Annotated in this window: 22 protein-coding genes and 1 pseudogene; 12 read left to right on the top strand and 11 right to left on the bottom strand. The window is 65.9% G+C overall.

Annotated features, from left to right (window positions below; all coding sequences use genetic code 11):
• The 5 genes and pseudogenes from ABZF37_RS01745 to ABZF37_RS01725 all read right to left on the bottom strand — a co-directional run.
• Positions 1-1126: pseudogene (locus ABZF37_RS01745) on the bottom strand (phosphoketolase); the annotation flags it as partial.
• Positions 1123-2349, bottom strand: coding sequence for an acetate/propionate family kinase (locus tag ABZF37_RS01740; protein WP_372716101.1), 1227 nt, complete (start codon positions 2347-2349; stop codon positions 1123-1125). The gene ABZF37_RS01740 and the pseudogene ABZF37_RS01745, both read right to left, overlap by 4 nt.
• Positions 2350-2410: 61 nt before the next feature.
• The gene (locus ABZF37_RS01735) at positions 2411-2770 is read right to left on the bottom strand and encodes a cold shock domain-containing protein (protein ID WP_372716099.1); all 360 of its coding nucleotides are present in this window, start codon (positions 2768-2770) and stop codon (positions 2411-2413) included.
• Positions 2771-2990: 220 nt separating this feature from the next.
• A complete protein-coding gene (locus tag ABZF37_RS01730; protein WP_372716097.1) occupies positions 2991-4430 on the bottom strand; it encodes an MFS transporter in 1440 nt (479 codons plus the stop codon).
• Positions 4431-4442: 12 nt separating this feature from the next.
• The gene (locus ABZF37_RS01725; protein ID WP_372716095.1) at positions 4443-5231 is read right to left on the bottom strand and encodes an SDR family NAD(P)-dependent oxidoreductase; all 789 of its coding nucleotides are present in this window, start codon (positions 5229-5231) and stop codon (positions 4443-4445) included.
• A gap of 87 nt (positions 5232-5318) precedes the next feature.
• Here ABZF37_RS01725 and ABZF37_RS01720 point away from each other — a divergent pair, with 87 nt between their 5' ends.
• Together ABZF37_RS01720 and ABZF37_RS01715 are read left to right on the top strand one after the other, a co-directional pair.
• Complete coding sequence (locus ABZF37_RS01720; RefSeq protein ID WP_372716093.1) at positions 5319-5945, top strand: Rieske 2Fe-2S domain-containing protein; 627 nt, start codon at positions 5319-5321, stop codon at positions 5943-5945.
• Positions 5942-6799, top strand: a complete 858-nt coding sequence (locus ABZF37_RS01715; protein ID WP_372716091.1) for an alpha/beta hydrolase — start codon at positions 5942-5944, stop codon at positions 6797-6799. The genes ABZF37_RS01720 and ABZF37_RS01715 overlap by 4 nt, the downstream gene beginning before the upstream one ends.
• 68 nt (positions 6800-6867) lie before the next feature.
• Here ABZF37_RS01715 and gatB read toward each other — a convergent pair whose 3' ends face one another.
• The 3 genes from gatB to gatC are packed head-to-tail and all read right to left on the bottom strand — an operon-like array spanning position 6868 to position 10090.
• Positions 6868-8301 carry an Asp-tRNA(Asn)/Glu-tRNA(Gln) amidotransferase subunit GatB gene (gene gatB, locus ABZF37_RS01710; protein WP_372716089.1) on the bottom strand — a complete coding sequence of 478 codons (1434 nt, stop codon included), beginning with the start codon at positions 8299-8301 and terminating at the stop codon, positions 6868-6870.
• Positions 8302-8305: 4 nt separating this feature from the next.
• The gene (gatA, locus tag ABZF37_RS01705) at positions 8306-9757 is read right to left on the bottom strand and encodes an Asp-tRNA(Asn)/Glu-tRNA(Gln) amidotransferase subunit GatA (RefSeq protein WP_372716087.1); all 1452 of its coding nucleotides are present in this window, start codon (positions 9755-9757) and stop codon (positions 8306-8308) included.
• Between the two features lie 45 nt (positions 9758-9802).
• Positions 9803-10090, bottom strand: a complete 288-nt coding sequence (gatC, locus tag ABZF37_RS01700) for an Asp-tRNA(Asn)/Glu-tRNA(Gln) amidotransferase subunit GatC (protein WP_372716084.1) — start codon at positions 10088-10090, stop codon at positions 9803-9805.
• Between the two features lie 106 nt (positions 10091-10196).
• Between gatC and ABZF37_RS01695 the strand changes: the two genes are divergently transcribed.
• From ABZF37_RS01695 to lipB, 10 genes are all read left to right on the top strand, one after another.
• Positions 10197-11240 carry a rod shape-determining protein gene (locus ABZF37_RS01695; RefSeq protein ID WP_372716082.1) on the top strand — a complete coding sequence of 348 codons (1044 nt, stop codon included), beginning with the start codon at positions 10197-10199 and terminating at the stop codon, positions 11238-11240.
• Positions 11241-11285: 45 nt separating this feature from the next.
• The gene (mreC, locus tag ABZF37_RS01690) at positions 11286-12170 is read left to right on the top strand and encodes a rod shape-determining protein MreC (RefSeq protein WP_372716080.1); all 885 of its coding nucleotides are present in this window, start codon (positions 11286-11288) and stop codon (positions 12168-12170) included.
• Positions 12167-12652 (top strand): rod shape-determining protein MreD, encoded by a 486-nt coding sequence (gene mreD, locus ABZF37_RS01685; RefSeq protein ID WP_372716078.1) that lies wholly within the window; start codon positions 12167-12169, stop codon positions 12650-12652. The genes mreC and mreD overlap by 4 nt, the downstream gene beginning before the upstream one ends.
• Before the next feature lie 4 nt (positions 12653-12656).
• Positions 12657-14483 (top strand): penicillin-binding protein 2, encoded by a 1827-nt coding sequence (mrdA, locus tag ABZF37_RS01680; RefSeq protein WP_372716076.1) that lies wholly within the window; start codon positions 12657-12659, stop codon positions 14481-14483.
• 26 nt (positions 14484-14509) lie between these two features.
• Positions 14510-15577 carry a rod shape-determining protein RodA gene (rodA, locus tag ABZF37_RS01675; protein ID WP_372716074.1) on the top strand — a complete coding sequence of 356 codons (1068 nt, stop codon included), beginning with the start codon at positions 14510-14512 and terminating at the stop codon, positions 15575-15577.
• Complete coding sequence (gene mltB / locus ABZF37_RS01670; protein ID WP_372716072.1) at positions 15574-16581, top strand: lytic murein transglycosylase B; 1008 nt, start codon at positions 15574-15576, stop codon at positions 16579-16581. Before rodA ends, mltB begins: the two co-directional genes overlap by 4 nt.
• The gene (locus ABZF37_RS01665; protein ID WP_372716070.1) at positions 16556-17392 is read left to right on the top strand and encodes a septal ring lytic transglycosylase RlpA family protein; all 837 of its coding nucleotides are present in this window, start codon (positions 16556-16558) and stop codon (positions 17390-17392) included. Before mltB ends, ABZF37_RS01665 begins: the two co-directional genes overlap by 26 nt.
• 72 nt (positions 17393-17464) lie before the next feature.
• Entirely contained in the window at positions 17465-18613 is a 1149-nt protein-coding gene (locus ABZF37_RS01660) for a D-alanyl-D-alanine carboxypeptidase family protein (protein ID WP_372716068.1), read from the top strand.
• 2 nt (positions 18614-18615) lie between these two features.
• A complete protein-coding gene (locus ABZF37_RS01655; RefSeq protein ID WP_372716066.1) occupies positions 18616-19491 on the top strand; it encodes a D-amino acid aminotransferase in 876 nt (291 codons plus the stop codon).
• Entirely contained in the window at positions 19446-20117 is a 672-nt protein-coding gene (gene lipB, locus ABZF37_RS01650; RefSeq protein WP_372716064.1) for a lipoyl(octanoyl) transferase LipB, read from the top strand. The genes ABZF37_RS01655 and lipB overlap by 46 nt, the downstream gene beginning before the upstream one ends.
• 17 nt (positions 20118-20134) lie before the next feature.
• Here the strand turns inward: lipB and ABZF37_RS01645 are convergent, their stop codons facing one another.
• Genes ABZF37_RS01645 through pepP form a run of 3 tightly spaced genes read right to left on the bottom strand, consistent with a single transcriptional unit; the run spans position 20135 to position 23849 of the window.
• Positions 20135-21334 carry a UbiH/UbiF/VisC/COQ6 family ubiquinone biosynthesis hydroxylase gene (locus ABZF37_RS01645; RefSeq protein ID WP_372716062.1) on the bottom strand — a complete coding sequence of 400 codons (1200 nt, stop codon included), beginning with the start codon at positions 21332-21334 and terminating at the stop codon, positions 20135-20137.
• The gene (locus tag ABZF37_RS01640; RefSeq protein WP_372716060.1) at positions 21331-22545 is read right to left on the bottom strand and encodes an FAD-dependent monooxygenase; all 1215 of its coding nucleotides are present in this window, start codon (positions 22543-22545) and stop codon (positions 21331-21333) included. Before ABZF37_RS01640 ends, ABZF37_RS01645 begins: the two co-directional genes overlap by 4 nt.
• Positions 22542-23849 carry a Xaa-Pro aminopeptidase gene (gene pepP, locus ABZF37_RS01635; protein ID WP_372716058.1) on the bottom strand — a complete coding sequence of 436 codons (1308 nt, stop codon included), beginning with the start codon at positions 23847-23849 and terminating at the stop codon, positions 22542-22544. The genes ABZF37_RS01640 and pepP overlap by 4 nt, the downstream gene beginning before the upstream one ends.
• Between the last annotated feature and the right edge of the window lie 237 nt (positions 23850-24086).

The following is a 24086-nucleotide window of genomic DNA, read 5'->3' as shown; positions in this document are numbered from 1 at the left end:
CGTTGGCATGCGGATTGGCACCCATGCGCCGCACGCCGGTGGGCGCCAGCGCCACCAGTTCGCGGATGGGCGCGCCGAGTGGGTCGAACAACTCGTGCGGCCGGTAGCTGCGCAGCCATTGTTCGAGCAACCGCAGGTGCTCCGGGTTCTTCAGGTCACCGAACGGTACCTGGTGAGAGCGCCAGCTGCCCTCGGTCTTTTTACCGTCCACTTCCTTGGGGCCGGTCCAACCCTTCGGGGTCCGCAGGACGATCATCGGCCAACATGGGCGTTCGGCAACGCCACCGGCACGTGCGCGCTGCTGGATGGCGCGAATCTCGCCGACCACGGCATCGAGCGTGGCCGCCATGGCCTGATGCATGACCGCCGGGTCGTCGCCCTCGACAAAGTACGGCCGGTAGCCGTAGCCCACGAACAGGCTTTCGAGTTCCGCGCGCGGAACACGCGCCAGCAGTGCGGGGTTGGCGATCTTGTAGCCGTTCAGGTGCAGGATCGGCAGCACCGCGCCGTCAGTCGCCGGATTCAGGAATTTGTTCGAGTGCCAGGCGGCGGCCAGCGGGCCGGTTTCCGCCTCGCCATCGCCCACCACGCAGGCGACGATCAGGCCCGGGTTGTCGAAGGCGGCGCCGTAGGCGTGCGACAACGCGTACCCAAGCTCGCCACCCTCGTGGATCGAGCCAGGCGTCTCGGCGGTGACGTGGCTGCCGATGCCCCCCGGGAACGAGAACTGCCGAAACAGCTGTTGCATGCCCTCGCCGTCACGGGTCAGGTTCGGGTACAGCTCGCTGTAACTGCCTTCCAGCCAGGTGTTGGCGACCAGTGCCGGGCCGCCATGGCCGGGACCGGCAACGTACAACACATCAAGGTCGTTCCGGGTGATGACCCGGTTCAGATGCACGTAGATGAAGTTGAGCCCCGGCGCCGTGCCCCAATGACCGAGCAGCCGCGGCTTGACGTGTGCGAGCGTCAGTGGCTCGCGCAGCAGGGCGTTGTCGAGCAGGTAAATCTGCCCGACGGAAAGATAATTCGCCGCCCGCCACCAGGCATCGAGGTCGCGCAGCGCGGTGGCGTCGAGCGGTGCCTTGTCGGGTAAGCCTGGCGGTATGTCCTGAGTCGTCGGGTTCATGGCTGGATCTCCGTTTGTGCGGCCAGGCAGGCGCGAAGTTCGCGCGCGATCTGCAATTCCTCGTTCACCGGCACGACCCAGACGCCGACCCCGGCATCGGTCGTCGATATCCTGGCTTCGACGCCGCCAACGGCCGCGTTCGCTGCAGCATCGATCTGAATGCCGCACCACGCCATGTTTGCGCAGATCCGCTGACGAATGGAAGGCGCATGTTCGCCGATGCCACCACCGAAGACGATTGCCTCCACGCCTCCAAGGACCGCGATGTAGGCGCCAAGATACTTGCGTGCCCGGTGGCAAAAGGCGGTGATCGCGAGACCTGCGCCCGCGTGGCCCTGCGCTTCGAGTGCCAGCAACTCGCGCATGTCGGCGCTCGCGCCCGACAGGCCGAGCAAGCCGCTGTGGTGGTTCAGTGCGGTCTCCAGCCGAGCGGTCGACCAACCCTGCCCACCCAGATGAAGCAACACACCCGGATCGACATCGCCGGGACGGGTGGCCATCACTAAGCCCTCCAACGGCGTGAAACCCATGCTGGTCTCGACCGGTCGACCGTCCTGGATGGCCGCTATCGAACAACCATGGCCAAGTTGCAGCGTCACCACCCGGCCCGCGCCACTCACAGCGCGGCCACGTTGGTCCAGGTAACGATGCGCGATGCCATGAAAGCCGTAGCGGCGAATGCCAAACTCGCGCCTCCACTCGGCCGGCAGCGCATAGGCCATTACATGCTCGGGCAGCGCGTGAAAAAACGCCGTGTCGAACACTGCCACCGCCGGCACTTCGCCCAGTCGTCCGCGACACTCGCGGATCACCGCCAGGGCCGACGGGTTGTGCAGGGGCGCCAACCCGTTCAGTGAGTCAAGCCGCCCAAGCACTGCGTCGGTGACGCGCACCGGCGCACTGAAATGCTCGCCGCCATGCACGACACGGTGACCGACGGCCGATATCCCGGCCAGTAGATCGTGCCGTGCCAGCAGGCCCAGCACGGCCTGGGCCGCCTGCACGTGATCACGTGCTGCCAGCGGCTCGCGCCGTTGCTGGCCGCGGCAGGTCCAGTCCAGCGTCGCCTGTGTACCGAAGTCGCTGACCGTCCCGTGCGCCATCGCGACGGGTTCTTCAGGTAACTCAAACAGCCCGAACTTGAGCGACGAGCTGCCGCAGTTGAAAACCAGAACCGGCCTGGAACTGGCCATGGCGTTTGCTTCGCCGGTTCGGGCGCTCATCAGTCACCGCCCCCGGACCGTAGCAACCCGAAGACGGTGGCCGACCGGGCCGGGGCGCGTCCTACGAACCCGCCAGCCACATGTAGCCCAGGACACCCACGGCAATGCCAAGGCCCAGACCGAGGACAAAAATCAGGACCGGTCGGCGTGCCGTGGCCGGTGCCTTTGATGCGGTCTTGCGGCTGGCCGGCCGAGGCGCGCGTGGAGTCGGCGCGGCAGGAATACCGCCCGGCAGTACCACCGCAACCGCGCACGGACCTTTTTCTCCGGTCTGCGCCTGAAACTCGACCTCCAGATCAGGTCGAAGCAGCTCCTTGTCGCCGGTGAAATCGGTGTAATGGAAAAAATACTCGGTGCCTTGATCGCCTTCGATGAAACCAAAGCCCTTACGGAAATAAAAACGTTTTACGGTGCCTTTCATTGAGCTGCGCTGAAAAGTTGAGTGGCTACGCAGGAATCGCTCCCATGAGGAGAATGCGCAGGTTTAAGAGGGTGGCCGGGAGCACGCGACGGGTCGTTATGAGACCGTGATCCTGACCATGTCGCCGGGCGCCCTGGCCGCCCGCCCATCAATACCCGTTGCGGGTGAGGGGCGCCGAGCATTATAGCCGGGCTGACCCGGCGCCGCCCGCGGCGGCCGCTCAGACGTCTGAGCGGCCTGAAATCGACATGCCGGGGGCCCCTGGGATTGCTGCCGGATCATGCTGCAGTGGCACCGCGCGCAGCAGGCGCCAGGCCAGCAGAACCTGCACCGCTGCCACCAGCAGGCTTGCCGCGTACACCGCCGACACGGCCCGCTGCACCACAACGGCGTCCACCTGGGCGCTCAATCCCGCCAGATTTGCGATAACCCCTGCCAGGGCGGAACCAAACGCGATACCCAGGGTGCGCACCGTGGGAATGCTGCCGGCGGTAATGCTCTCCTCGCCAGCGCTGGCCTGATGCATGGTGAAGGCGATCAGGTGGATGCTGAGCATGCCCACCCCAAACCCGAGCATGGTCAGGCACACGCCAACCGCCATCGCGGGCAGATGGCCCATACCCGCCAGCAGCACGCCGGTCATGGCAAACATCAGCAGCGGTCCGCCAACGATGGCGCGCCGTTCGGCAGCGCCATGCCAGCGCGCGGTGGTCAGCGACGCGGTGGTCCAGCCCACCGCCAGCAGGCTGGCGAAATAACCGGCGTGAAGCGGGCGCAAGTCATAGGCCTGCTGCATCAGCAGGGGCACGAACACCGTAATGCTGGTATGCACAATGGACGAGGCAACGAACAGCCCATAGGCCAGGCCCACCGCCGACCGCAACGACGCCGCCCGGCGCGGAAACAGCCGCTCGCTGCTGCGCCGGTCCAGCGCGAACGCATGCGCCACCATCATCAAGGCAAGCGCCAGAATAGCCAGGCGTAGCGCCTCGCCGGCGGCCTGCCCGGCGCCAGCCACGCACAGCACCCCGCCACCGAGCAGCATTACACGACCGATGGGAAACGGCTGACCGGACCTGGGTGCAAGCGTCCGCGGCAGGTGGCGGGCGGCCAGAATCGTGAACAGTGCAATGATCGGCACATTCACCCCGAAGGCACCGCGCCACCAGCCGGCTTCGGCAAACATGCCGCCCAATGCCGGCCCCAACAGCGCGGCGGCGGCCCACATACTGGAGATCGACGCCAGCATCAGCTTGCGCAGCTGGGCTGTATATAGCTCGCTGACCAGCGCCATCGACTGCGCCACGATGAGCCCACCCCCCAGGCCTTGCACGCCACGGGTGACGAGCAACCACCCCATGCCCGGCGTCAGGGCACAACCGAGCGAGCCCAGCAGGAACAGGCCGCCTGCAATTACATAGGCACGCCGCGGCCCGTGTGCGGCGCGCAGCGGACCACTGCTGGCGGCGCCGACGATGGAGCCGACCATGTACAGCATCGACACCCAGGCGTAGAAACGCAGGCCGCCGATGTCCGCCACCACGGTCGGCATGACGCTGGCGACCAGGAACACGTCCATTGCGTGCAGGGCGATGCCAAGACTCAGCGTGACCGTGACCGGCCCCCGCCCGCCGCGCAGCAGATCGACAAAACCAGCCATCAAGGATGGCCGTCAGATACAGCGGGCGAGGCCGCCGTCCACTTGCACGATGGTTCCGGTGACGTAACTGGCAGCAGCGGAGCACAGGAACACCGCCACGCTGGCGATCTCCGCGGGTTCGGCGGCACGGCGCAGTGGCACGTGGGCCAGCTGTTCGGCCTCCAGTTGCGACACCGACAAGCCGCGCTCGGCCGACTGGCGCTGCATCAGACTGAGCCAGCGGGCGGTGCGCACCGGGCCCGGATTGATGGCATTGACCAGGATGCCGTGCGGCGCGCCCTCGTCGCCAAGCGCCTTGGTCAGGTTCATCAGACCCGCGTTAGCCGCGCCACCGGCCAGGTAGCCGGCAGACGGCTGACGACCGGCCCCGCCAATGATGTTCAGCACCCGCCCGCCACCGCGGGCTACCAGCAGCGGCCAGACCGCGCGTGTCAGGCGCACGTAACCCCAGAACTTGAGCGCAAAATCCTCCTGCCACTCCAGTTCGGTCTTGCTCAGCAGTGATCCGGCGCGGATAGAACCGGCGTTGTTTATCAGCACATCCAGCACGCCGAAGCGCGCCTGATGCGCGGCCACCAAAGTCGCGATTCCGGCCTCGGTGGCCAGATCGGCGGGCACCGCCAGCACCGCGTTCCCGTGGCGCTGCTCCAGGTCTGATGCCCATGCACGCAGCGGCGCCTCGCGGCGGACACACAGTGTCAACTGCACGCCCTCGGCGGCGAGCGCCTCAGCGGTGGCCTTGCCGATGCCCTCGCTGGCTCCGGTAACGATGGCAATCTTGCCGCTTAGCGCGAGTTCCACGGTCTGGCTCCTCCTTAATGATTGAGCGCAGTGTATCGGCAGGCGGCGTGATAATGGTTTGCAACCCGCCGCTGTGCAGAGTCCCCCATGAGCCGCGCTCTCGACTACCTGACCCAAGCCCGCCCGGATGCCATGCAGCCCTATTTCGCCTTTTTGAAGGCAGCCGGGCGGCGGCTGGACCCCAAGACCCGGGCGCTGATTTCCCTGATCAGCAAAGTGCATGCACAGACCGAACGCGGTTTTCGCCAGTACCTGACGCGCGCGCTACGCAGCGGCGCCAGCGCCGACGAAGTGCTCGACGCATTGCTGATGGCATTTCCGATGCTGGGCCTCACCCGCGTGGTGTGGGCAATCGATCAACTGCTGGCTCTGGACCTGCCGGAGTTTCGCCTGAGTGCGCTCGGGGCGACCGCCGACTGGCATGCGCTACTGCCGATGGACGAGCTCCCGGCGCGCGGCACCCTACGCCGCGAGGTGCGGGGCCGCGCCGTATTCATCCACCGTCAGGCCGACACGCTGATGGTGTACGACGCGCGCTGCCCGCATCAAAGCACCGACGTCCCGGAACTGGCCATCCAGGGTGAACGCCTGACCTGCCCGGGGCACGGCTGGGTGTTCGACCTGAACAGCGGCGCCTGCATCGAAAAAGGCAAGCGACCACTGCTGGCGCTGGCCCACAAAGTGGAAGACGGCCAGCTATGGGCGTTCTGGTGAACCTTTGTCGGCTGCTACCGGTGGCGCTGCTATTCGGCCTGGCGGGCTGCGCGCCGTTACTCACAACCCTGACGCCCGGACCAGCCGCGGTTACCCGCGGCGTGGCATTCGACCCGGACACCGGTCTGAGGCTCGACGTGTATGCCCCGCCACAGGCGAAAGACGCGCCCGTGGTGGTGTTCTTTTACGGGGGGCGCTGGCAGGACGGCTCACGCCGCCACTACGGCTTCATCGGCAAAGCGCTGGCAAGCCGGGGCGTGGTGGTCATGGTGCCGGACTACAGGGTGTACCCGACGGTGCGTTTCCCGGCGTTTCTGGACGACTGCGCACGGGCGGTGGTGTGGGCCCACGAGCACGCGGCACAGTTCGGCGGCGACGCCGGAAAACTCGTGCTGATGGGCCATTCCGCCGGCGCCTATAACGCCGCCATGCTGGCGCTTGATGCCGACCTACTGGCAAAGGCTGGCGGTTCGCGGCAGTGGCTGCGCGGCATGATCGGGTTCGGCGGGCCTTACGATTTTTTGCCCATCACCGACCCGATTCTGCGCCAGGTGTTCGGGCCGACCGAGCAGTGGCCAGGCACGCAACCGGTCAACTTTGCCAGCGCGGGCGCGCCACCGCTGCTGCTGCTGCACGGCGCGGACGACACAACCGTGCGGCCGCGAAACAGCGAGTCGCTGGCGGCGCAGGTCAACGCCCAGGGCGGCACCGCCACCAGCGTGTTGTTCCCGGACCTGGGCCACGTGTGGCCGCTGGTTGCACTGGCCGGCCCCCTGCGCTGGCGCGCCAATGCACTCGACCAGGTCGATGCCTTTGTGCGACAGGTCACCGCCGCGCCCGAGCACGGCGGCTGAGGAAACGTTGACCTGTTCCGCTTGCCATGAATGCCGGGCTTGGCCAGCCGTGATTCAGACGATGCCGGTCACAGCCCGAGTTTTTGCCTGATCAGCTGGTTGACCTGCGCCGGATTGGCCTTGCCGGCGGTGGTTTTCATTACCTGCCCGACCAGGAAGCCGAGCACCTTGTCCTTGCCGGACAGGAGCTGCTCAACCTGCTCCGGGTTGGCCGCCAACACCCCGGCGACCGCCGATTCGATGGCCCCGCTGTCGGTGAGTTGCCGCAAGCCCCGGGCATCGATGATGCGATCGGCGTCACCCTCCCCCAGCCACATGGCGGCAAACACGTCCTTGGCCATCTTGCCGGACAGGGTGTTGTCGCTGATGCGGCGCAGCAGTCCGGCCAAGGCGGCCGTGCCGATGGGCGCCGCGCTGATGGGTAGGTCGTCGCGATTCAGCGCGGCAGCGAGTTCGCCGTTGATCCAGTTGGCGGCAAGCTTGGCGTCAACACCGTTCGCGAGCACCGCCTCGAAGTAATCGGCCAGTTCCCGCTCGGCGGTCAGCAGGTCGGCGTCGTAGCTGGACAGGCCATGCTGGTCCATGAAGCGCTGGTGTTTGGCGGCCGGCAGCTCCGGCAAAGCGGCACGAAGCTCGTCCAGCCAGGCGGCTGACACCTCTACCGGCAACAGGTCGGGATCGGGGAAATAGCGGTAATCGTTGGCTTCTTCCTTGCCGCGCATGGCACGGGTTTCGTTGCGATCGGCATCGTAAAGGCGGGTTTCCTGGACGACCCGGCCGCCGCTTTCCAGCCGCTCAATCTGACGTTCGATTTCGACGTTGATGGCGCGCTCGACGAAGCGGAAGGAGTTGATGTTCTTGATCTCGGCGCGGGTACCCAGCTTGCTGTCGCCCACCTGGCGCACCGACACATTGGCGTCGCAGCGAAACGAGCCTTCCTGCATGTTGGCATCGGAGATTTCCAGATACCGCACCAGGGCGTGCAGTTTTTTAAGGTAGGCCACCGCCTCGGCGGCGCTGGACAGTTCCGGCTCGGACACAATCTCGATCAGCGGCGTACCGGCGCGATTGAGGTCGATGCCGGTCTGGCCCTGGAAGTCCTCGTGCAGGGACTTGCCGGCGTCCTCCTCGAGGTGCGCGCGGGTGATGCGGATACGCTTGACGGTGCCGTCCGGCAGGCCGATGTCCAGCTGGCCACCGGCAACGATCGGCAGCTCGTACTGGCTGATCTGGTAGCCCTTGGGCAGATCCGGGTAGAAGTAGTTCTTGCGCGCGAACACCGAGCGGGGCGTGATCTGGGCGCCGATCGCCAGACCGAACGTGACCGCCATGGCCACCGCCTCGCGGTTGAGCACCGGCAGCACCCCCGGCAGGGCCAGATCGACGGCGCAAGCCTGCGTGTTAGGCGGCGCGCCAAACTCGGTCAACGCGCCGGAGAACAGCTTGCTACGCGTGGCAAGCTGGCAGTGGACTTCAAGGCCGATGACAGTTTCCCAGGTCATCGGCTCAGGCCTCCGGCGGGCGGCGCAGGTGCCAGTCGGTGACCTGCTGGTAGCGGTGCGCCACATTCAACAAGGACGCTTCGTCGAAGTCGCGGCCGATCAGTTGCAGCCCCACCGGCAACCCCTGCACCAGTCCACAGGGCACGGACAGTCCGGGTAGGCCGGCCAGATTGACGGCCAGCGTGTAAATGTCCGACAGGTACATGGCCACCGGGTCGTTACTTCTCTCGCCCAGCCGGAACGCCGGGCCGGGCACGGTGGGGCCGGCAATCACATCCACCTGCCCGAAAGCCTCCAGGAAGTCGTTGCGTATCAGCCGGCGCACCCGCTGCGCCTTGAGGTAATAGGCGTCGTAATAGCCGGCCGAAAGCACATAGGTGCCGATCAGAATACGCCGCTTGACCTCGGCGCCAAATCCTTCGCTGCGGCTGCGTTGATACAAGTCCTGCAGGTCTGCCGGATTGTCGCAGCGGTAGCCATAGCGCACACCGTCGTAGCGGGCGAGATTGGACGATGCCTCGGCTGGCGCGACCACGTAATACGCCGGGACTGATAAGTGCGTATGTGGCAGGCTGATGTCGACCAATGTGGCCCCGAGCCGCTCCAGTTCTGCCAGCGCAGCCCGCACGGCGTCGCCCACGGCGGGGTCGAGGCCGGCGTCGAAATACTCTCGCGGCAAACCGATGCGAAGACCTTGCAGCGATACGCCAAGCGCGGCCGTGTAATCCGGCACCTCGCGCTCGATACTGGTCGAATCGCGCGGGTCGAAACCGGCCATCGCCTGCAGCAGCAGCGCCAGATCCTGTGCACTGCGTGCCATGGGGCCGCCCTGATCCAGGGAGGACGCGAATGCAATCATGCCGTAGCGGGAGACCCGGCCATAAGTGGGCTTCAGGCCACAAATGCCGGTCAGCGCCGCTGGCTGGCGGATGGAGCCGCCGGTATCGGTGCCCGTCGCCGCAGCGCACAGCCCCGCCGCTACCGCCGCGGCCGAACCGCCGCTGCTGCCGCCGGGCACGCGCTGGCTATCCCATGGATTGCGCACCGGGCCGTAGAACGAGGTCTCGTTGGACGAACCCATGGCGAACTCGTCCATATTGGTCTTACCCAGCACCACGGCACCGGCGGCGGCCAGACGCATCACCACAGTCGCGTCATAGGGCGCGATGAAGTTGTCCAGCATCCGCGAGGCGCAACTGGTGCGCACGCCGTCGGTGCAAAAAATGTCCTTATGGGCAATCGGGATGCCGGTCAGCGGACCTGCACTGCCGTCGGCAAGCGCGGCGTCGGCCGCCCGCGCACCGTCCAGTGCGGCCTGTTCGGTCACTGTCAGGTAGGCATTGAGCATGCCGTTTCTGGCGACGATCCGTGTCAGATAGGCCGTCACCAGTTCATTGGCCGAATAATCACCTCGACGCAAGGCGGCCGCCTGCTGGCTTATGGTGTCATCAAGCATTGGCAAAAGCCGTCTGAAAACGCTGGCGGCGGTGTAAACTTTGCGTCATTCGATGACCTTTGGCACCAGATACAGGCCGTCCTGCACCAACGGGGCACCGGCCTGAAAATGACGCCGCTGGTCTGTTTCAGTTACCGCGTCAGGGCGCAGGCGCTGGCTGGCATCGACGGGATGGGCGAGCGGTAACACCTGCGAGGTATCGACGCTGTTCATGCGTTCCACCAGTGCCAGTATGGCGTTCAATTCCGCCGCATATACCGGCAACTGCTCTGCGGGTACCCAGATACGAGCCAGATGTGCCGCTTTGCGGACCTCATCGTTACTAATCGACACCTGCTTCCTCACCGTCGGTTGTGATCGTGCCGGGCCATTGCTAGATTGCGCCGCGACAGTACTTTTATCGCCTTGCCAACACCTTAAGGCTTGCCGGACCCACTAAATGTTCAAAAAACTGTTTGGGCTTTTCTCGAGCGATCTCGCCATCGACCTTGGCACCGCCAACACCCTGATCTCGGTCCGTGGGCGCGGCATCGTGCTGCAGGAGCCATCGGTGGTGGCCATCCGCCATGGCGCCAGCACCAACGGGCGCAAGGTGATTCAGGCGGTTGGCATCGAGGCCAAGCGCATGCTGGGCCGCACGCCGGGCAACATTACCGCCATCCGGCCGCTGAAAGACGGCGTAATCGCCGACTTCTACGTCACCGAGAAGATGTTGCAGCACTTCATTCGCAAAGCGCATGAGCGCGGTTTCTTTCGTCCCAGCCCGCGGGTGGTGGTGGGGGTACCGTGCGGTTCGACGCAGGTCGAGCGGCGCGCCATCCGCGAATCGGCGCTCGGCGCCGGGGCCCGGGAAGTATATCTAATCGAGGAACCCATGGCCGCTGCCATCGGCGCCGGATTGCCGGTGAGCGAGGCTACCGGCTCGATGATCATCGACATCGGGGGTGGCACCACCGAAATCGCCGTGATCTCCCTGAACGGCCTGGTCTATTCCGAATCGGTACGCATCGGCGGTGACCGCTTCGATGAGGCCATCATCAACTACGTACGGCGTAATTACGGCACCTTGATCGGCGAGACGACCGCCGAGACCATCAAGCACCAGATCGGATCCGCCTACCCGGGCGACGAGGTGCGTGAAATTCAGGTCAACGGCCGCAACCTGGCCGAGGGCGTGCCGCGCGCGTTCACGCTCAACAGTAACGAGGTGCTCGAAGCGCTGCAGGATCCGCTCCACGGCATCATCGCCGGGCTGCGCAAGGCCCTGGAGCAGATTCCGCCAGAGCTTTCATCGGACGTCGCCGAACGGGGCATGGTGTTGACCGGTGGCGGTGCACTGCTGCGCGGTATCGACAAGCTGTTTGCCGAAGAAACCGGTCTGCCGGTGGTGATCGCGGACGAGCCCATGCTGTGCGTGGCCCGCGGCGGCGAGATGGCGCTCGACTTCATCGACCAGGTGACCGACATCTTCGACGAGGAGTGAGCCGGCGCCGCGCTGGCGGCCTGGCCGCGTTGCTATCCGTGCCCCATGCCTAGTCTGTTCCGGCGCCGACCCTCGCTGGCCTTGCGTGTGCTTTTGGCGGCGCTGGCAGCGTTGCTGCTGCTGTTCGTCGACCAGCGTGGAGCAGCCCTGGAGCCACTGCGCGGGGTGGCCCTGACCCTCCTGCACCCGCTACAGCAAGCTGTGGATCTGCCCTTTCGAGCCTGGTCCTGGGGCGCTGACGGCTTGCGCGAGAGGCAAGCCCTGCGCGAGGAAATTCTGGCCTTGCGCGAGGATCGACGCTACCTGCGCCTGCAAGTACAGACGCTGGCCGCGGTGCAAGCCGAGAACCAGCGGCTGCGCGCGCTGGTCGATTCCGTGGTGCGAACGCCACAACCATTGCGGGTTTTGATCGCAAGTACCGTCCGGGTCAGCCTTGACCCCTACGTCGGTCAGGTGCAGGTCGACAAAGGCCTGATGCACGGGGTGTTCATAGGTCAACCGGTACTCGACGCCGACGGCGTGATCGGTCAGGTACTGCATGTCGCTGCGCAGACCAGTCAGGTACTGCTGATCACGGATGCCCGCCACGCGATTCCGGTCAAATCCATACGCAGCGGCGTGCGCGCCATCGCGTCGGGCCGCGGCCCCCCAGGTGCACTCGACCTGCCCTTTCTGCCCAACCACGTGGATATTGAAGTCGGCGATGTGTTGGTCACATCCGGTCTGGACGATGTATTCCCGCCGAACCTGCCGGTCGCCATGGTCAGTACCATCAATCGTATCGGCGAAGGCGAATTCGCCGAAGTGCAGGCGACGCCTAGCGGGCATCTGGACCGTATTCAGGAGGTGCTGCTGGTGTGGCCACCGGAAGCCGCGGTGGAACCTCCGGTTGACCCAAGCGCCGGGCCTGCCGACTCACCGGTCCAATGAGTGCCGCAGCCGCCCAGCCCGGACCCCTGGCGGTCGTCCTCAGCGTGGTGGCGGCCTGCCTGTTAACAATGGCCCCAGTGCCGGCCTGGGCCACCCACTGGCAGCCACCCTGGCTGGCCCTGGTACTTGCCTATTGGTGCCTCGCGCAACCCGACCAGGTGGGCATCAGCGTGGGCTTCACACTCGGACTGCTGCATGACGTGCTGACCGGAACGCCGCTGGGCCAGCACGCCCTGGCCCTGTCGGTGCTTGCCGCCATCGTGCTGTGGGTGCACCAGCGTATTCGCGTGCTGCCGCTTCCCCAGCAAGCGCTGCTCCTGGTGCCGGCGCTGGCCCTGCATCAGGCCTTGCTGGCGCTGGTCACTGGCAGCGGCGGCCGGCCTTTGGCAATGACCATGCTGCTGCCGGCACTCAGTGGCGCGTTGGTGTGGCCATGGCTCTTTCTGACTTTGCGCGATCTGCGCCGCGGCAGCCGTTTCTAGGACCATGCCCCGCCAGCGCCAAACCATCAAGGATCCCGCGGCGGAGCTACGCCTGTTCCGTAAACGGGTAGTTCTGGTGCTTGCACTGATGGCCCTGATCGGTGGATTGCTTGTGGCGCGCCTGGCCTGGCTGCAAGTGGTACAGCACGACCGCTACGCCACTGCGTCTCATAACAACAGCATTCGGGCCGAGGTAATCGCCCCCGCACGCGGCATCATTACCGACCGCAACGGCACGCTGCTGGCAGAGAACGTATCGAGCTTCAGCCTCTACCTGACCCCAGAGAACGTACCGGATCTGGATGCCACGCTACGGGGGCTGGAAGCGTTGGTCAGCCTGCGCCCGGCCGATCTCGAGCGCCTTGCCCAGTTACGGCGCAGTCGGCCGCGCTTCGAGGCTCTGGTGTTGCGTCGCTATCTGGACGAAAGCGAGGCCGCCCGTTTCGCGGTACATCGACACAATTTCCCCGGGGTCGAGTTGCGTGGCGATCTGTCCCGCCATTACCCCCACGGCCCACTCACCGCGCACGTGGTCGGCTACGTTGGACGGGTCAATGAAACAGAACTGGTGCAGGCCAGTGCCGAACAACGCGCCACCGACAGTATCGGCAAGTCCGGCGTGGAGAAATCCTACGACGCCGAATTACAAGGCCGGGTCGGCTATCAAGAGGTGGAAGTGGACGCCCAGGGACGGCGACTGCGGATACTCAACCGCAGCCGCGCTCAACCCGGTACCCCGCTGCGCCTGAATCTTGACCTTGACCTGCAACTGGCCGCCAAGACCGCATTGGCGGGCCGTGCCGGTGCCGTGGTGGCCCTCGACCCCCGTGACGGGCAAGTTCTGGCGATGGTCAGTGAGCCCACCTTCGACCCCAACCTGTTTGTGGGTGGTATCAGCGTGGAAGACTACCAGCGCCTGCTGACCAACCCGGACCGGCCACTCATGGACCGGGCATTGCGCGGCCTGTACCCGCCCGGATCCACGATCAAGCCGCTGATGGCGCTGGCCGGACTTACCAGCAACACTGTCAGGCCAACGGACCACGTCTGGTGTCCAGGCTGGTACCGGCTAGGCAACTCGCCGCGTCGCTACCGCTGCTGGAAGCGCGAGGGGCACGGCCAGGTCGACATGCACCGGGCCGTACCGCAGTCCTGCGACGTGTATTTTTACGACCTGGCACGCAGGCTGGGCATCGATCGCATGCACGACTCGCTCAGCCGCTTCGGCCTGGGTGCGCTGACCGGCATCGATCTGCCGGGCGAGTTGGCCGGGGTGCTGCCGTCACGAGCCTGGAAACGCAGGGTCCGCAAGGAAATCTGGTACCCGGGCGAAACGCTCAGTGCCGGCATCGGTCAGGGTTACAACACCGCCACCACACTGCAACTGGCGATGGCCACTGCACTGGTGGCAAGTCGCGGCACAACCCCCACGCCGCGGCTGGTGCCACCGCCCCTTGGCCTGCCGGTCTCAGCAGCGGAACACCCACCCGTAGCCAGTGCCCAGCAGTGGCAAACGGTGAGCGATGGCATGCACGCCGTGGTGTCACCCGGCGGTACCGCTTACCGGGCCCTGCAGGACGCGCCTTATAGCGCGGCCGGAAAAACCGGGACGGCACAGGTGTTCGGCCTGAGTCAGCGCGCCGACGATCGCGGTCGCGATGTTGCCAAACACCTGCTTGACCATGCGCTGTTCATCGCTTATGCGCCGTTTGAGGCGCCACGAATTGCGCTCGCCGTACTGGTGGAAAACGGCGTCTCCGGCAGTGGCACCGCCGCGCCGGTCGCCCGTTTGGTGCTGGATGCGTGGCTGCTAGGCGAGGGTGACCGGTGATCGGCTGGTCCGCACCATGGCGGCGAGTGGATATTGACTGGCCCCTGCTGACCGGTCTGATCGGCCTGTGTGGCGTTGGCCTGCTGCTGGCGTACAGCGCCAGCGGTGGTGATGCGCGCGCCCTGCATAGCCAGGGCGCGCGGATTCTGATCAGCCTGCTGTTGCTGGGGGTGGTGAGCCAGGTGCCGGCAGTCTGGCTGCACCGCCTGGCGGCGCCTGCCTATCTGCTGACCGTGCTGCTGCTGGTGCTGGTGGACGCGATCGGCGCCATCGGTCAGGGCGCGCAGCGCTGGCTGGAGCTTGGACCACTGCGATTCCAGCCGTCGGAACTGGCCAAACTGGCGGTGCCCATGATGGTGGCCCGTTACCTGAGCGATCGTCCCCTGCCACCGACACTGCGAGACGTCGCGGCCAGCGCCGCGCTTGCACTGCTGCCGGTGGTGCTCATCGCCGCCCAACCGGATCTTGGCACGGCACTGCTGGTGACCGCAGCCGGCATGTCAGTGTTGTTCCTGGCGGGCCTGGGCTGGCGCCTGATCGGTCTTTTTGGGGCGCTGGCCGCGGCCACGGCGCCTTTGCTGTGGTTCTACGGCATGCGCGACTACCAGCGGCAACGGGTACTGACCTTGTTCGACCCCGAGCGCGACCCGCTGGGCAGCGGTTATCACATCATTCAGTCCAAGATCGCCATCGGTTCGGGCGGCTTTTACGGCAAGGGCTGGCTTGAAGGTACACAGACCCGCCTGCATTTTCTGCCCGAAAGCGCCACCGATTTTGTGTTTGCCGTGTTCGGCGAGGAGTTCGGATTATTGGGCGCCATCGGCCTGTTGTTGCTCTACGGCTTTATCATTGGCCGTGCCATGCATATCGCCAGCCAGGCCAGCGACGGTTACGGGCGCCTGCTCGGGGGCGGACTGGTATGCACTTTCTTTGTTTACGTCTTGGTCAATATCGGTATGGTCAGCGGCATTCTTCCCGTGGTCGGGGTGCCCCTGCCGCTAGTCAGTTACGGAGGCACATCCATGGTGACGTTAATGCTCGGCTTTGGCATGCTCATGAGCATCCGCGGCCACCGCAAGCTGTGGCCGGCATGAGCCGCCTGCTGGGGCTGTTGCTGGCGACCGCGTTAACGGCGCCGGCGTCGGCAATGTCACTGGCCGACCATCCGCCGCTGCGCGAACTGGTCGACCGCCTGGTGCAAAAGGATGGTTTCGACCGCGCCTCGGTCGAGCGGACGTTGGCCGCCGCCAGCTACCAGCAGAGCATCGTCGATGCCATCAGCCGGCCAGCCGAGAAAATGCCCTGGCATCGCTACCGGCCGATTTTTCTCACCCAACAGCGTATCGACGGCGGGGTGGAATTCTGGCAACAGCATGCCGAGTTGCTGGCACGCGCCGAACGCGACTTCGGCGTTCCGGCCGCGGTAATCACCGCCATCATCGGTGTCGAAACCCGCTATGGCGCCATCACCGGCCGCTACAAGGCGCTTGACGCACTCGCCACGCTGGCGGTCGCAGGCCTGTCCCGCAGCGGTTTTTTCGCCGGCGAGCTGCGCGAGTTGCTACTGCTGGGACGGGACGAGCACCTTGACCCGCTCACCTTGACCAGTTCGTACGCCGGGGCGCTCGGTCTGCCGCAGTTCATCCCGTCGAGCTATCGCGCTTATGCGATCGATTTTGACCAGGATGGTCGTCGGGATCTGCTCAGCAGTCCGGCTGATGCCATCGGCAGTGTCGCCAACTACCTGCATCGCCACGGCTGGCAACCCGGACAAGCGATCAGTGCCCGGGCGACGGTGACACCGGCGGGCGCGGCACTTGCCAATGGCGACCTGCTGCCGCGGCATACCCTGGAGGCGCTGCGCCAGGGCGGGGTCAGTGTGCTTGGCGACGATTTCGAGGTGCAACCCAATGGCCCGGCCAGCGCCACACCGCTGAATGCGGCACTGATCCGTTTCGATGGCGATGCGGGAGATGAGTACCACCTGGGATTTCGAAATTTCTATGCCATTACACGCTATAACCACAGTGCTCTGTACGCCTTGGCAGTGACGCAACTGGCGGCGGCTATCGATGCTCAGCACGGCGCGACACCTTGACGGCAGGCCCGGTATCAGCGGTGTCCGGCTCGGCCTGGGGCTGCTACTGGCGGTCCTGGTCGCCGGCTGCGCCGGCCCGACAGCGCGACCCGGACCCGACTACCGCAAGGACGGCCCGCCAACAAGCCCGGTCGATATCAGCGCGATCCCGGACGCCGTGCCGCGGTTCGAACCACTGTGTATACCCTGTCTGCGGCCCTATCGGGTCGACGGTGTCGATTACCAGCCGCTGCCCAGTGCCGCCGGTTACCGTGCTCGCGGCACGGCCAGCTGGTACGGACGCGAGTTTCACGGGCGTCCCACTGCCAACGGCGAGTCTTATGACATGTTTGCCATGACCGCCGCCCATCCGACCTTACCCATCCCCAGTTACGCGCGCATCACCAACCTGGGCAACGGCCGCAGCGTCGTGGTCAGGATCAACGACCGCGGACCGTTCCGACGCGAGCGCCTGATCGACGTGTCCTACGTCGCAGCGGCCAAGCTCGGCCTGATCGGCACCGGCAGTGCACCGGTCGAGCTGCGCACCGTACTGCCGGGCGACGCCGTCGTTGCTCGACACGAAGAACCCGTTCCCGCCGATGGGGTCTACCTGCAGGTGGGCGCGTTCGCCGACGCCGGGACGGCGCAGCGCCTTGCCACCCGCCTGCGCCGCGAGGCGTTCCCATCGGTCAGCGTGCACACAGCGGACACCGGCGGACGACGCTTGCATCGGGTACGCATGGGGCCCTTGCCCGGCACACTGCTTGAATCGACCCTGGCGCGACTGCGCGACCTGGGCCTCACGGCGCTGCAGGCGGCGGTGCCCTGATCCGGACTTTCACCCTCTGCGTGCCGGGCCCGCCAGGGCGCCAGCACGCTTACACCCAAACCAAGAGTAGGCATGTACCGTAAATTCCGCTTCGACAGGCGCGTCCTCGGCCTGGCCCTGATGGCCATTGGCACCGCTGCGGCGGCCGCTCCGGTACCGAGCGCGCCACAACTTTCCGCCCGCAGCTATGTGTTGTACGACTACCACACCGGCCAGGTACTGGCGGCCAAGGATCCCGAAACGCCGCAGCCGCCGGCCAGCCTGACCAAGATCATGACCGCCTACATCGCCTTCGATGCCTTGCAAAAGGGCGATCTTAAACTGGACGAGCAGATCACCATCAGTACCGACGCCTGGCGCACCGGTGGCTCGCGCAGCTTCATCGACCCGGCCAAGCCGGTGCCGGTGGAGGTCCTCGTCCACGGCGTGCTGACCCAGTCCGGCAACGATGCCACAGTGGCCCTGGCCGAACACATGGCCGGCACCGAAACCGCCTTTGCCGACCTCATGAATGCGCAGGCCGAGCGCCTGGGGCTTACCCAGAGTCACTTCGTCAATTCGCACGGCCTGCCTGCAGACGATCACTACTCGAGTCCGCTCGATATGGCGCGCCTGGCAGCAGCGACCGTCCGCGACTTTCCCGACTACTACCCCTGGTACTCACTCAAATCCTTCAGCTGGAACAACATCACCCAGCCGAACCGTAACCGGCTGCTGTTCTGGGACAAGAGCGTCGACGGCCTGAAGACCGGCTTCACCGATGCCGCTGGCTACTGCCTGGTGACCTCGGCAAAGCGCGAGGACATGCGCCTGATTGTCAGCATCATGGGCAGTGCCAGCGATCGCTCCCGCTTCCAGGAAGCCCAGGCCCTGTTCAACTGGGGCTTTCGCTTTTACGAAACTCATCGCCTGTTCCCGGCCGCCGAAAAACGGACTGACGCACCGGTATTCGGCGGCGCCCAACGCTCGGTGGCTCTGGGCCTCGCCGAAGATACCTACGTCACCGTGCCACGCGGCAAGTACAAAGAACTGGCCGCGGTTGTGGAGGTTGCACCGCGCCTGACCGCGCCCGTCGCCAATGGCTCGGCGCAGGGCACGCTGCGCGTCAAACTCGGCGACGAGCTGCTGCTGGAGCGCCCGCTGGTTGCTCTGGAGGCGGTCGAGGAAGGCAGTATCTTCAGACGCGCCGTTGATGCTGCCCGTCTGTGGTGGCAGGAGTAGCCGTGGCCAATGCCTTGCCGGGCGAGGCGGACACCACGGTTTTTCTTGACGGGGCGTTCCTGCCGTTGTCGCAGGCGCGGGTGCATCCACTCGATCGGGGCTTTATCTACGGCGACGCGGTATACGAAGTAATCCCCGCCTATGGCGGCCACTACCTGCGCCTTGATGCCCACCTGGCACGCCTGGAGCACAGCCTGGCCGAGGTGCGCATTGGCAACCCGTACCCGCGGGCGCAGTGGAATCACCTGCTGACCGAGTTGTTGGATCGCCATGGTGGCGGCGATGCGTCGATTTACCTGCAGGTCAGCCGGGGCGTCGCGCCCCGCGATCACGCCTTCCCCGACTGCCCACCGACTGTGTTTATCATGCCTCGGCCGCTCCAGCCGGTGCCCGCAAAGCAGGTCGATGGCGGCCTGAAGGCCATCTGCCGCGAGGACATCCGCTGGCACTGGTGTCAGATCAAATCCACCTCCTTGCAGGGCGCAGTCCTGCTGCGCCAGCAGGCGCTGGACCTCGGCGCCGACGAGGTCATCCTGCACCGTGACCGTTGGGTCACCGAAGGCGCGGCCACGAACGTGTTTGCCGTCATCAGTGGCAGCGTGGTCACGCCACCGCCCAGCCACTGGCTGTTGCAGGGCATCACCCGCAATCTGGTGCTGGAACTCGCCGCGCAGATCGACCTGCCCGTGGCCGAACGCCCTCTTGGCCTGGAAGAATTGCAGGGCGCCGACGAAATCTGGCTGTCGAGCTCCACCAAGGAAGTGCTGGCCGTGACCCAGCTCGACGCCACCCTGGTGGGTAACGGTCGACCCGGGCCAGCCTGGCGACGCGTATGGAACGCCTATCAGGCGTTCAAGGCCGACCTTCGCGCACAGTGAACGGCTTGCAGCTGCGCCGCTTGGGACGGGTGGATTACGCCACCTGCCTGGCCGCCATGCAGCAGTACACGGACCAGCGTACGGTGGATTCGCCGGACCAATGCTGGCTGGTCGAGCATGCACCGGTATTCACACTCGGTCTCGCCGGCAAGCTCGAACACATTCTCGCCGCGGGTGATATTCCCGTCGTGCGCAGTGACCGCGGTGGCCAGGTCACCTACCACGGGCCGGGGCAGGTCGTGTTGTACACGCTGCTTGACCTGGGGCGCACAGGGCTGGGCATCAAGGCGCTGGTCGCGGCACTTGAACAGGCCGCTATTGATCTGCTGGCGGTGCATGGCATCGACGCCGAGCGTCACCCCGGGGCGCCTGGTGTCTACGTGGCTGGCGCCAAGATCGCAGCACTGGGTTTGCGCGTGCGGCGCGGCTGCTGCTACCACGGCCTGAGCCTCAACGTGGCCATGGACCTGAAGCCATTCGACCGCATCAACCCCTGCGGCTACGCCAACCTGGCCGTCACTCAGTTACAAGACCTTGTGCCGGGTGCCGCGCAGCCGGCCAGGATCGGCGCACAGCTGGCCGCAAATCTGGCCTTGGTCCTCGGCCGCCGCCTGTCAGACAACTGACATCCGGCAGCACACGCTCAAGCCCGCAGCGCCGGGTCGGTCAAACCGCAAGCGGCAGCGGTAAGCAGCCGCTTCAGTGGGCCGATCCGGTCCACTGCCAGCAGCCCAAAACCGCGCAGTGCGCGCAGTGGGGCGTTATCGGCGCGAAACAATCGCTGCAGACCGCGAATGGCCTGCACTACCGGCAGATTTTCACTGCGCCGGCCGCGCTCGTAGGGACGCAGAGTTTCCACCCATCCGAGGTCACGCCCGCTGCGGTGTGCCCGCACCAACTGATGGGCCAGCGCCGCCGCGTCGCCAATTCCCAGATTGGCGCCGAGTCCGGCCAGCGGATGCACCACATGCGCGGCATCGCCCAGCAGGGCGAGACGCGGGCCAAGATAACGCTCGGCTTCAAGGCCACGCAGCGGGATCACCCGACGCTCGTCGACCGCCGTCACGGCGCCCAGGCGGTGGTCGAACGCGCCCGCCAGCTCACGCGCAAACGCCTCCTCTGGCAACTGCGCCAGACGCTGCGCCTCGCCCGGATTGGTCGACCAAACAATCGAACAGCGTCCGTCAGCCAGCGGCAGAAACGCCAGCGGGCCGGTCGGCAAAAAACGCTGGCGGGCGGTATCCGCATGAGCGTGCTCAGTGGCGACGTGGCACACCAACGCAGACTGCCCGAAATCGTCGTGGACACAGGCCAAACCGGCCCGCTCGCGCAGTGGCGAGGCGGCGCCATCGGCGGCGACCAGCAGCTGCGCCGTCAACTCGCGACCGTCGCCAAGGCCGGCGGTCAGTCCCCGCTCATCCACCCGCCAATCGGCGAGCGTTGCCGGCGCCAGCACACCCGCCGCCGACATTTCGCGCAACCGCCCGTGCAGGGCCGCCAGCAGCGAACGATTCTCAACAATACGGCCCAGCCAGGGCTGACCCACCTGGGCACTGTCAAAACCGATACGGCCGGCGGAACCGGCGTCCCACACCTCAATGCGACCGAACGGAGCCTGGCGCCCAGCCGGCAGCCGTGACCAGACGCCAAGCCGCTCATACAGGCCCACGGCGGCGGCATGGATGGCGCTGACCCGCGCATCCAGCGGCTGCCCGGATGTCGGCGCCGGTGGCGACGGCCGATGATCGATCAGTGTCACCGGCACCCCGGCGTCGGCCAGCAGCACGGCCAGCGTGGCACCCGCAATGCCGGCGCCAACGATTAGCACCGCGGCATCGCTCATGACGTATATCCGCGCTGCAAACGGCTTTGCGGGGCGGTGACGCCCATCGCCCGCACCATCAGGCGACGTTTCAGAGGCGCCAGCACATCAAGGGAGGCCAAACCGAGCCCGCGCACCGCCGCCAGCGGCGGTGCCGGATTCTCGAACAGGCACGGCAACCAGCGGGTCGCCTGCCGCACGCCGCGCCAGTCGGCCTGCCGGCCTTGCTGATAGGCCCTTACCAGGTCCGCGCTGCCGGGGTCGGCGCCAACCGCCGCCGCCGCTGCCAACCCGGTGGCAAGCTCAGCCACGTCGCGCAAACCAAGATTGAAGCCCTGGGCCGCGATCGGGTGCAGCGTATTGGCGGCGCTGCCGATGGCCACCAGGCGATTGGCAGTGGTGCCTGTCAACCAGGCTTCGCGCAAACGCACACAACGGGACTCGGTAAGTGCAACAAAGCGCCCGGCGCGCCAGCCAAATGCACTTTGCAGCAGCGGGATCAGGTGCGCCGCCGGCAAGGTGATCAGGTCCTGCGCCCGCTCGTGGGGCAGGGTCCACACCACCGTGTAGTCCAGCGGATGTGCGCCAGGCAGCAAGGCCATTGGCCCTTCCGCCGCGAACCGTTCGTGGGCCACACCGGAATGGGCGCGATCGGTATGCAGCCGCCCCAGCAACACGCTGTGAGGCAGTTCGCGCTGGTGCCGACGCAATCCGGCCAGGCGGCACACGGCAGAATCACTGCCATCGGCGGCGACCAGAAGACGGGTCGTTACCTGATACGCCACGCCATCGGCTTTGCATGCCGTCACGGCAAGCGCCTCACCGCCGTCTGCCAGGGCTGTGACCGCGACCGCGGCACGCCGCACAGAGCTGTCCTCAAGCCGCGCCAATAATGCGCGCTGCAACGCGATGTCACCCAGCACCCAACCGAGTGCCGGCTGGCCAAGCTCGCTGGCGGCCAGACGCGTCACCCCAGGCCAGCCTTTCTCCGTCACTTCCACGCGCCGGATCGGCGTCGCCTGCTCGGCCAGCGTTGACCAGACATCAAGTCCCTGCAGAATGCGCTGGCTGCCCAAGCCCAGGGCCAACGCGCGCCGGTCCGCGGCTTTGGGGTCCGGAAGCGGCGCGGCATCAACCAGCAACACGCGCAACGGCAAATGCGCCAGGGCGCAGGCCAGCGCCGCACCGGCCGGGCCGGCACCGGCGATCAGCACATCGCAGTCGGCGGTCATGCGCTTGCCATCAGGGTCTCGATTTGAGCCACAGTCTTGGGCACGCCGCCGGTGGTGACTTCATGGCCACGGCGGGTGACCACGACGTTGTCCTCAATGCGGATGCCGATGTTCCACCACTTCTTAGCCACGCCGGGCGTGCCGGCGGCGATATACAGGCCCGGTTCGACCGTGGTGACCATGCCGGGCTCGAACACCCGCCAGGCATCGCCGAGCTTGTACTCGCCCACATCATGCACGTCCATGCCCAGCCAGTGACCTGTGCGGTGCATGTACACGCTGCGGTAGGCGCCCTGTTCGATCAGGTCCGTCAGTTCACCCTTGAGTATCCGCAGGCGCAGCAGGCCGGCGGTCAGCACCCGTACCGCCGCCTCGTGCGGTTCGTTCCAGTGGTTACCGGGGCGCACCTTGTCGATTGCTGCCAGCTGGGCATCCAACACCAGCTCGTACAGGGCTGTTTGCTCCGGGCTGAAGCGACCGTTGATCGGAAACGTACGCGTGATGTCGGCGGCATAGCAATCGATCTCACAACCGGCATCGATCAGCAACAGTTCGCCGTCGTTCAGGACGGCGTTGTTGTCGACGTAATGCAGGATGCAACCGTTGGCGCCACCGCCGACAATCGGCTCGTAGGCCGGCAGGCGGGCACCGTTGCGGATGAACTCGTGCCGCAATTCGGCCTCGATCTCATACTCCATCTTGCCGGGCCGACAGGCCCGCATGGCGCGGACATGAGCAGCCGCCGAGATGTCCGCCGCCCGGCGCATGACCTTGAGTTCCGCGGCACTCTTGAACAGGCGCATGTCGTGCAGCAGGTGACCGAGGTCGACAAACTCGCTGGGCACATGCACACCAGCCCGTACCTTGGCACGTAAACCGTTAACCCATCCGAGCACGCGCTGGTCGAATTCGCTATCGGCGCCCAGGCTGTAAAACACCTTGGCGCGGTTCTCCAGCAGCCCCGGCATGATGTCATCAAGATCGGCGATTGGAAACGCATCATCGGCGCCAAACCGTTCTATGACACCCTCGGGACCGGCGCGCCGGCCGGTCCAGGTTTCCTTGGTCGGGTCGCGCTCGCGGCAAAAGACAATAAACTCGCCCTGCGGCCGGCCTGGAATCAGGATCGCCACGGCTTCCGGCTCGGCAAATCCGGTCAGGTAGAAAAAATCGCTATCGGGGCGAAACGGAAACTCGGTATCGCGGTTGCGCAGATGGTGCGGATTCGTGGGGATAATGGCGATGCCGTCCCCCATCTGCTGCATCAGCGTGCGGCGGCGGCCGGCAAGTTCTTTTTGTTGCATGGGCAATAGTCAACTAACTGCGGTGGGGCTCACTGGTCTGCTTTACAAATACCGGAACATGAAAGCGCGTCTTCCGGCTCACGGTGGCGCTGCGCATCCTCGCAATCCCGACGCCGGTCGCTGCGGTTCGCGCCTTGCCCTGAGCCGGAATCCATCGGTCTGATCATGCTCATTGATGTAAGAAGCAGGCCACTAGAATACCGCCGCGCCGGTCCGCACTGCGCATAGCGCTCACCT

It is taken from the genome of Immundisolibacter sp. (assembly GCF_041601295.1).
Classification (GTDB): Bacteria; Pseudomonadota; Gammaproteobacteria; order Immundisolibacterales; family Immundisolibacteraceae; genus Immundisolibacter.
This window is presented reverse-complemented; position numbering and strand designations above follow the sequence as displayed.

Excerpts from the sequence above, each read along its gene's own strand:
- ABZF37_RS01740 (WP_372716101.1), bottom strand. The coding sequence starts at position 2,349 with ATGAGCGCCCGAACCGGCGAAGCAAACGCCATGGCCAGTTCCAGGCCG.
- ABZF37_RS01735 (WP_372716099.1), bottom strand. The coding sequence starts at position 2,770 with ATGAAAGGCACCGTAAAACGTTTTTATTTCCGTAAGGGCTTTGGTTTC.
- ABZF37_RS01730 (WP_372716097.1), bottom strand. The coding sequence starts at position 4,430 with ATGGCTGGTTTTGTCGATCTGCTGCGCGGCGGGCGGGGGCCGGTCACG.
- ABZF37_RS01720 (WP_372716093.1), top strand. The coding sequence starts at position 5,319 with ATGAGCCGCGCTCTCGACTACCTGACCCAAGCCCGCCCGGATGCCATG.
- gatB (WP_372716089.1), bottom strand. The coding sequence starts at position 8,301 with ATGACCTGGGAAACTGTCATCGGCCTTGAAGTCCACTGCCAGCTTGCC.
- gatA (WP_372716087.1), bottom strand. The coding sequence starts at position 9,757 with ATGCTTGATGACACCATAAGCCAGCAGGCGGCCGCCTTGCGTCGAGGT.
- ABZF37_RS01695 (WP_372716082.1), top strand. The coding sequence starts at position 10,197 with ATGTTCAAAAAACTGTTTGGGCTTTTCTCGAGCGATCTCGCCATCGAC.
- mreC (WP_372716080.1), top strand. The coding sequence starts at position 11,286 with ATGCCTAGTCTGTTCCGGCGCCGACCCTCGCTGGCCTTGCGTGTGCTT.
- mreD (WP_372716078.1), top strand. The coding sequence starts at position 12,167 with ATGAGTGCCGCAGCCGCCCAGCCCGGACCCCTGGCGGTCGTCCTCAGC.
- mrdA (WP_372716076.1), top strand. The coding sequence starts at position 12,657 with ATGCCCCGCCAGCGCCAAACCATCAAGGATCCCGCGGCGGAGCTACGC.
- mltB (WP_372716072.1), top strand. The coding sequence starts at position 15,574 with ATGAGCCGCCTGCTGGGGCTGTTGCTGGCGACCGCGTTAACGGCGCCG.
- ABZF37_RS01665 (WP_372716070.1), top strand. The coding sequence starts at position 16,556 with ATGCTCAGCACGGCGCGACACCTTGACGGCAGGCCCGGTATCAGCGGT.
- ABZF37_RS01660 (WP_372716068.1), top strand. The coding sequence starts at position 17,465 with ATGTACCGTAAATTCCGCTTCGACAGGCGCGTCCTCGGCCTGGCCCTG.
- lipB (WP_372716064.1), top strand. The coding sequence starts at position 19,446 with ATGGAACGCCTATCAGGCGTTCAAGGCCGACCTTCGCGCACAGTGAAC.
- ABZF37_RS01645 (WP_372716062.1), bottom strand. The coding sequence starts at position 21,334 with ATGAGCGATGCCGCGGTGCTAATCGTTGGCGCCGGCATTGCGGGTGCC.
- ABZF37_RS01640 (WP_372716060.1), bottom strand. The coding sequence starts at position 22,545 with ATGACCGCCGACTGCGATGTGCTGATCGCCGGTGCCGGCCCGGCCGGT.
- pepP (WP_372716058.1), bottom strand. The coding sequence starts at position 23,849 with ATGCAACAAAAAGAACTTGCCGGCCGCCGCCGCACGCTGATGCAGCAG.